At 48.2% G+C, this 1,238-nt stretch carries 1 protein-coding gene; it reads right to left on the bottom strand.

What is annotated here, in order from left to right; all coding sequences use genetic code 11:
- Positions 1–199: 199 nt before the first annotated feature.
- A partial coding sequence (locus R7E47_RS24680; RefSeq protein WP_318085386.1) for a sigma-54 dependent transcriptional regulator occupies positions 200–1,238 on the bottom strand: 1,039 nt, incomplete at its 5' end.

Here is a 1,238-nt window from a genome sequence, read left to right as displayed (position 1 = left end):
CTCATAACCGTGCCACTTCTTTTTGTTTTTACGTCGGTCTTCACCGGAGCGTCTTTCTTCTTGATACTGGCCGTCTACCATCACTGTATCGGTAATGATCGGTATCCTCACTTTTTCATTCATATCCATATGAGCCCAATAATTGCCTTAGCAAAATTATGATTCAAGTTGGATATAATACCAATCGTGCGAACCTGTTTTATTTATAGAGCTCTTTATCTATCTGATAGCGTTGCATTTTGTCATACAGCGTTTTTCGAGGCACATTCAACTGTTCCATCGTTTGTTTGATGCTGCCATTGTTTTCCAGTAGCGCATTTTCTATCGCTGCCTTTTCAAACTCCGCCACTTGCTCTGCAAGGCTACTGGTTGAGGCGGGGATGGAACTTGGTTCACCTAATTGGATGAGTTTACCTAATAAAACGAAACGCTCTGCTGCATTGCGCAGTTCTCGGACATTTCCCGGCCAATCGTGAGCCATTAGCTGAGCCAAATCTTGTGCTGAAAGACTTGGCGAACTTTTACCATAGCGCGACGCCGCGACTAAAAGAAAATGGTGGAAAAGGGCAGGGATGTCTTCCTTGCGTTCACGTAAGGGAGGCAAATCTAGCGTAACCACGTTGAGGCGGTAGTAGAGGTCTTGACGAAATGTGCCTTGTTCCGCCGCACGTTTAAGATCCACTTTCGTTGCCGCGACAACGCGAATGTCGAGAGGTAAAAGTTCGTTTGAGCCAACGCGTTCAATCACGCGCTCTTGCAGGACGCGCAACAAACGAATTTGTGCCTGAATTGGCATCGATTCGATTTCATCTAAGAAGAGTGTGCCGCCCTGCGCAAATTCAAACTTACCAATACGCCGACTGTCTGCACCAGTAAATGCGCCTTTTTCGTGACCGAACAACTCAGACTCAATCAAGTCTTTTGGAATCGCGGCCATATTGAGAGCGATAAAAGGTTTGTTGGCGCGGGGGCTATGGCGGTGAAGGGCATGAGCAACCAGCTCTTTACCCGTACCGGACTCCCCGTTGATCAAAACGGAAATCGACGAGCGAGAAAGGCGGCCAATAGCGCGGAACACTTCCTGCATTGCTGGCGCTTCACCGATGATCTCTGGCGTGTCGGCCGGGGCATCTTCTGAAGACAATTGCTCGCGTTTGTTTTCATGGCTGTGGGCAATCGCACGTTCGACCAGCGTTAAGGTTTCATCGATATCAAACGGTTTTGGCAGGTACTCGAAC

Source organism: Vibrio sp. Vb1026, assembly GCF_033338745.1.
In the GTDB taxonomy this organism is placed as follows: Bacteria; Pseudomonadota; Gammaproteobacteria; order Enterobacterales; family Vibrionaceae; genus Vibrio; species Vibrio alginolyticus.
This window is presented reverse-complemented; position numbering and strand designations above follow the sequence as displayed.